This window comes from Streptomyces sp. NPDC056160 (assembly GCF_042268205.1).
GTDB lineage: Bacteria > Actinomycetota > Actinomycetes > Streptomycetales > Streptomycetaceae > Streptomyces.
In genome coordinates this window covers 1-5498 of record NZ_JBHJUW010000261.1, presented here as the reverse complement: position 1 = coordinate 5498, position 5498 = coordinate 1, and the positions used below count along the sequence as shown (strand labels likewise).

8 protein-coding genes are annotated in these 5498 nt (G+C 68.9%); 3 read left to right on the top strand and 5 right to left on the bottom strand.

Features of this window, described 5'->3' with window-relative positions:
- A partial coding sequence (locus tag ACFC02_RS41380) for a hypothetical protein (protein ID WP_376368002.1) occupies nucleotides 1–194 on the top strand: 194 nt, incomplete at its 5' end.
- A gap of 240 nt (nucleotides 195–434) precedes the next feature.
- Nucleotides 435–854, top strand: coding sequence for an SRPBCC family protein (locus tag ACFC02_RS41375; RefSeq protein WP_376368000.1), 420 nt, complete (start codon nucleotides 435–437; stop codon nucleotides 852–854).
- 161 nt (nucleotides 855–1015) lie between these two features.
- Here the strand turns inward: ACFC02_RS41375 and ACFC02_RS41370 are convergent, their stop codons facing one another.
- The 5 genes from ACFC02_RS41370 to ACFC02_RS41350 form a co-directional block, all read right to left on the bottom strand.
- Nucleotides 1016–1207 carry a hypothetical protein gene (locus ACFC02_RS41370; protein WP_376367998.1) on the bottom strand — a complete coding sequence of 64 codons (192 nt, stop codon included), beginning with the start codon at nucleotides 1205–1207 and terminating at the stop codon, nucleotides 1016–1018.
- Between the two features lie 59 nt (nucleotides 1208–1266).
- Nucleotides 1267–2937, bottom strand: coding sequence for a serine/threonine-protein kinase (locus ACFC02_RS41365; protein ID WP_376367996.1), 1671 nt, complete (start codon nucleotides 2935–2937; stop codon nucleotides 1267–1269).
- A gap of 485 nt (nucleotides 2938–3422) precedes the next feature.
- Nucleotides 3423–3770, bottom strand: a complete 348-nt coding sequence (locus ACFC02_RS41360; protein WP_376367994.1) for a peptidoglycan-binding protein — start codon at nucleotides 3768–3770, stop codon at nucleotides 3423–3425.
- Complete coding sequence (locus ACFC02_RS41355) at nucleotides 3677–3976, bottom strand: hypothetical protein (protein WP_376368004.1); 300 nt, start codon at nucleotides 3974–3976, stop codon at nucleotides 3677–3679. The genes ACFC02_RS41360 and ACFC02_RS41355 overlap by 94 nt, the downstream gene beginning before the upstream one ends.
- Nucleotides 3977–4196: 220 nt before the next feature.
- Nucleotides 4197–4520 (bottom strand): hypothetical protein, encoded by a 324-nt coding sequence (locus tag ACFC02_RS41350; RefSeq protein WP_376367992.1) that lies wholly within the window; start codon nucleotides 4518–4520, stop codon nucleotides 4197–4199.
- A 584-nt stretch (nucleotides 4521–5104) separates the two neighbouring features.
- On the opposite strand from ACFC02_RS41350, the gene ACFC02_RS41345 reads away from it, so the two are divergent.
- Nucleotides 5105–5449, top strand: a complete 345-nt coding sequence (locus tag ACFC02_RS41345; RefSeq protein ID WP_376367990.1) for a class I SAM-dependent methyltransferase — start codon at nucleotides 5105–5107, stop codon at nucleotides 5447–5449.
- Nucleotides 5450–5498: the final 49 nt, after the last annotated feature.

Here is a 5498-nt window from a genome sequence, read left to right as displayed (position 1 = left end):
TTCGAAGGGCCATACCTTCATCTCTCGCACAGCATCGCTTCCAGGAACTGCCCTACAAACAGATCCCTTTCCGCGTTCAGGACACAAACACCCAGGCCATCCTCCGCCTGGCGAGACAACGCGTGAACGTCATCCACGCGATGATCCGCACCGGCACCCTCTACGAACCCCGCACCCTCGACCTCGCCGCCTGAACACCCCACCCGCCTACCCTTTCCACCCCGTCACGCCCGCGCACCGGCACGGCCACCCCCGCCAAGCCGGCCACCGGCCTGCCCCCACGACACCCGATCCGCCGGGAACGTCACGCGAAGCGTGACGTTCCCGAAAACCAGCACGAACCCCTACGAACCAGCCCCACCAGGGTTGACGAAACAGATAGGGGCACCCCCCCCGAAACCCCCCACACCAGCAACACCATCCGGAGAAACACCATGGCCTCGACGTCCGTCAGCCGCATCATCCCCGCCTCGCCCGACAAGGTCTGGAGCCTCATCGGCGGCTTCGGCGCCCTGCCCGACTGGCTCCCCTACATCCCCGAGAGCACCCCGCTCGAAGGCGGCCGGGTCCGCCGGCTGAAGAACTCCGAGGGCGAAGTCATCATCGAGCGCCTCGTCGACTTCAACGAGACGGAACGCCACTACAGCTACGCCATCCTCCAGGCCCCCTTCCCCGTCAACGGCTACGTCTCCACCATCCGCGTCCACACCGTCCCCGGACAGGAGAACGCCACAGAGGTCCAGTGGTCCGGCCGCTTCAACCCGGAAGACGCCACCGAGGATGAAGTCGTCGCCCTGTTCACCGGCATCTACCGCGACGGCCTCGACGCCCTCCACAAGACCCTCACCGCCTGACACCGACACCCGTCCGGGACGCCGGACCACACGGCCCGGGAACGCACCCCGCGTACCCGGGCTGCGGTGCGCCCGGGCGCGGAGTCACTCGTGAGCCGGGCTGCGGGACACATCGGCGATGACAGGTATGTGTGAAGCCTTGCCGCACACCTCACGACCGGTCAGTCCCTGCCGCAGGCGGCCGAGTTCGCGGAGCGGAGGGGACGCATGCGGGGCGAGCGAGGGCTGTCGTCCCCGGTGAGGAACCGCAGCTCCCTGAGGTGGTGCAGGTGCGGGCCGAGACACTCGGCGACGTCGGTTCTCGTCAGGGGCCAGGCACGGTGCCGGGGCAGCCGTCGATTGCGTGCGGACATGCCGGACAGAATCGCAGACGGGGACGAGGCGGGGCGGTCGCCCCCGCACGCGAAGCCGGTCAGCCCCAGATGGGCTTCTCACGATTCTCCGGCTCGTCCGTGAGGAACCCGTCGAGGATACGGGCGGTCTGTACCGCCCTGCTCGTGCAGAATTGCTGCCGGTCCGTTTCGTCCGCGGGGATCTCGGACTCGCTGTACCAGACAGTGACGAAGAGGTTGTCGCGCCGGAAATGAACCCATGTCGAGTCCTTCTTGCCGGACTTCTCGCTCGACTCGTCCTTGACCGACTGCAGCGCCTCGTCCGCCGGAAGGTCGGACTCCGGTACGTCGCTGGTGTTGATGGTGCGGTCGTAGGGATTGGGACCCCGCGTGATCGCGGCCATCTCCTTGCGCGCGTCCGCCTCGCTGTCGAGCAGCCGCGCGTTGAGGACCAGCTGGAAGGGGATGGTGCCGTCCGCCTTCCATCCGCAGTTCGCGTTCTTGCTGTCGTTGTCGGTCTCGGTGAGCTCCCAGGCCGCCAGCTGGTCGAATCCGCGTAACCGGTTGCGCTCCAGGTAGCTGCACACGTTCGGCATCCGCTGGAACCGGGCTGTCGCCGTGGGGCTCGGACCGGGGCTCGATCCCGTGCCGTCGGCACGGTCGGTGCTGTGCTCGGCCGTGGCGTAGTGGACGACGGTGGCCACCAGGGCGAGGGCCACGGGAAGGGCCGCGAGAAGCAGGATGCTTCTACGGTCGGTCCGACGTCGGGCCGGGACGGAGACCTTGGGCGGTTCCGGGACGGGGTCCTTGGGCGGCTCCGGGACGGGGTCCTTGGGCGGCTCCGCACCCTCTTCGTGGCCTCCATCGCCGGGAAGGGCGCGCGTGGGCGCGGCCGGCGCGAGCGGGACGGTTGGGCCGGGGCCCTCGCGTAGCAGGGCGAGGCGCTGCCGCACCGACGTCGCCGTACGGGGACGGTCGTCCGGGTCGCGCTGGAGGAGGTCCGTCAGCAACCGGGCCACCGCCGCCGGGACGTCGGGACGTACCGCGGTCACGCGCCTGGGCTCTTCGTCGAGTTTGCGGCGGACCACCGCCAGCGGACTGCCGTCGCCGAACGGCGGCTCCCCGGTGAGCAGAGCGAACAGGACGCTGCCGAGGGCGTAGAGGTCGGAGCGTTCGTCACCCCGCTGGTCCAGGAACTGCTCCGGCGCTCCGTACTGGGCGGTGCCCACCGGCGAGAGCAGGCTGGTCGGCGCGACCGTGAACGTGTGGGTGTGTGTGAAGCCGGCGATGCCGAAGTCCACGACCTTGACGCGACCGTTGACGGTGAGCATGACGTTGGACGGCTTGATGTCGTAGTGCACGACGTTGACGGCGTGCGCGGCGACCAAGGCGGCGCAGATCTCCTCGGCGATCCCCAGGGCGCGCCCCAGGGGCTGGGGGCCGTGCCGGTGCAGGTGCTGGGCGAGGCTGGTGCCCTCGACGTGCTCCATGACCAGGAAGTGCACGTCCTCATGGACGCCACGATCATGGAGGGCCACGACGTTCGGGTGGTTGATCTGGGCGGCGGCGACGGCCTCGCGTGCGAAGCGCTGGAGCAGCTCGGGCGATGCGGTGTCGTCGTGGTGCAGGAGCTTGACGGCGACATCGCGGTGCAGGTCCCGGTCACGGGCGGACCACACCTCACCCATGCCGCCCCGGCCGAGCAGCCGCGTCAGCTCGTACCTGCCCGCGATGAGAGCGCCCCGCTCCACCCGCCACCTCCCGTAATCCGTACTGGCGTCAGCATGACGGATCACGCCGGATGGTGGCAGCCGGTTCCCGGTGCTCCCCGACCTTCCTGATGATTCCCTCAAGCAGACCTCGTCGAAGACGGCCGACGGTAGCGCGAGGTCCCGCACCCCGGGTGTCGATGGCGGCACGAATCTGCCCATGACTGATCACTGGTGGGTGAACGTACGTCAGCGCGTCGAGGCGGCGCGTGCAGGGCCCGCGGGCAACAAGGTGTTCGGGGCGTGGGGACACGGGTGGATCACGGAAGGCCCGCGACAGCGCGACCGGGGAGCCCCACCATCAGCCGGACGCCCGATGCCAGATCAAGACTTGCATCCCTTCAGGCCCTTCCAGCTTCCTGCGCCGCCTTCTTCGACGGCTGGGACGGCGAGCGCGTATCCGAGCCCATGCCGCCCGATGGCCGGCTGGAGCTGAACGCCCAGCGCTCAGCACTTCGGACTGAGGCTCAGCTGCAGGTGAGGTAGTTGTATCCGGCGCTGCGGACGACACCGCTGCTGTCGTAGAAGTCGTAGTTGCCGTCACCGTTCCGCCAGAGGTTGAACGAGTGTTTCGACCCCACGTATGTGGTGACGCCGCTGCCGTTGTCGGTCGCGAGACCGTAGCCGTGGGCGAAGGGGGCATGACCACTGGCCGCGGTGAACGTGTCCTTGCCCGCGGCACCGTCGACGTACTTCAAGCCCATCCACTTCGTCTGGAAATTCACCATGGCGGTTTTGGTGGCCGAGCCGAACCTTCCGTCGATCTCCCCCAGCTGAGGTAGCCGTACGACCACAGGACCTTCTGCCACAAACATGTGGCGTTGGAGTTCGTGTTGGAGCTGGTGGACAGGATGCCTTCGTCGGTCCAGTCGTCCGTGAAGTCCCCTTGACCGCCGATGTAGGCGGCGCCGGTGTAGCTGTTACTGGCGGACGCGGGCGCGGCGGTGAGGCCGCCGATCACCAGTGCCGCCATGGCGGCCGTCAGCGCCATCGTGAGGCGTGGCCGGACGTGTGACGACATGGGCTTCCTTCTTTGGCTGGTGGGCCCCGCCACGGCCAGGCGTCGGGCACCGGTGACAATCGACTTGGGTGTACCTCCGTGTGTGTCGTCGTGCTCTGAAGAGGGCCGGATGTCTTCCTGGGGCCGTCCGGCCGTATGAGCTGGAGTTCTGGGCGCGTGCCTGAGCTGTCACCGGGAGCCGGCCAGGCCCTGCCGCACGCACCGTTGCTCGCCGTTCCGGTCAGCGGCAGGCATTGAACGTCGCCTTGCCGTAGTACAAGGGCCGCAGTTCATCGCCGAGGTACATGCTCCAGACGCCGCTGCTGGAGCGGACGAACGTCACGTAACGTCCCGTCTCCTTGTGGTTCGCCGTCAGGCCCACGTAGACGTAGCGGTCGCCGCCGGCCTCGTCCAGTGCACGGCCGGCGTAGTGCACGGTCTTCGGTCCGACGATGCCGTCGGCCACCAAGCCGGCCGCCGCGTAACGGTGCTGCCACCGCTTCGTGGTGGCCCGCCCCCAGGCCGCCGTGAACGCTACGGCCGGCAGGCGCGGATACCATCCCACCCAGGTTGGTAAACCACGGCGGTAGCCACCTGCAACCGGGGCCGTACGGCACGGTGCCAGTCCGTCCGGCTCTGCCCGGCGTCGGCTGCCGCGGCGGTATGGGCTCCAGCCCGAGCGACTCCAGCAAATACTGCTGTGCGGGCATCAGCCGGTCCCATCATGCACGCTGCGCCGCCGCCCACGCTCCCAGGTCCTCGCCCTGCGCGATCACATCAGCCCGCGGCCTCGGGGAGCGGGCCGCCGGCCCTCACGTGTGCCTGGCACAACCGGTAGGCGCGCTGCCGCCCCGCATCCCACACCGGGCACCATCCCGCGTCGATCGCTTCCAGTGCCTCCCCGCGCGCCTGGGACAGCTCCGGCTACCGGACCGTCCTGCTCGCCTGCCGCGCGCCGCCGGGTGTTCCTGACGGTGTGGCGGGCCGTGGTGCGCTGGTTGTCGGCCCATCGCCCGAGGGTCTGTCCCTCCACACCGGCATCGACGTCAGCGCCGGGATGCCGGCGCCGGCGAGGCAGCGGCTCGGCGACGATGCAGCCCTCCACGTGGTCGACCTACGCGACCGTTCGCCGACGGGACTTTCGGCGACGTGGTCGCGTCGCTGGTGTTGCACTCCCTGGAGGACTGGGGGCCGACGCTGGCCGAGTTGCGGCGGGTACTCCGGCCCGGCGGCCGGCTGATCGCGTCGGTGAGCCACCCTTTCACGGCGTACGCGCACCGGGACAGCCGACCTGACCACCACGCGACTGCCAGCTATACCTTCGACTTCCGGACGGCTTCCAGGACCTGTCGGCCAATCCCGACTTCCTGTTCCTTGTCGTCGGGGTACCGGCCTCAGCTTGCCGGCTCAGGCAGCCGGCCAGTCGCGGATCACGAGCGAACCCAGAAGGGTGCAGATCTATTGAGGGTGCTGTCGATCAGTCAGGGAATATGAGCTGGCCGCGGTAGCGTGCCTGGTGGTTGCGGGTGAACTCCTGCTGCTG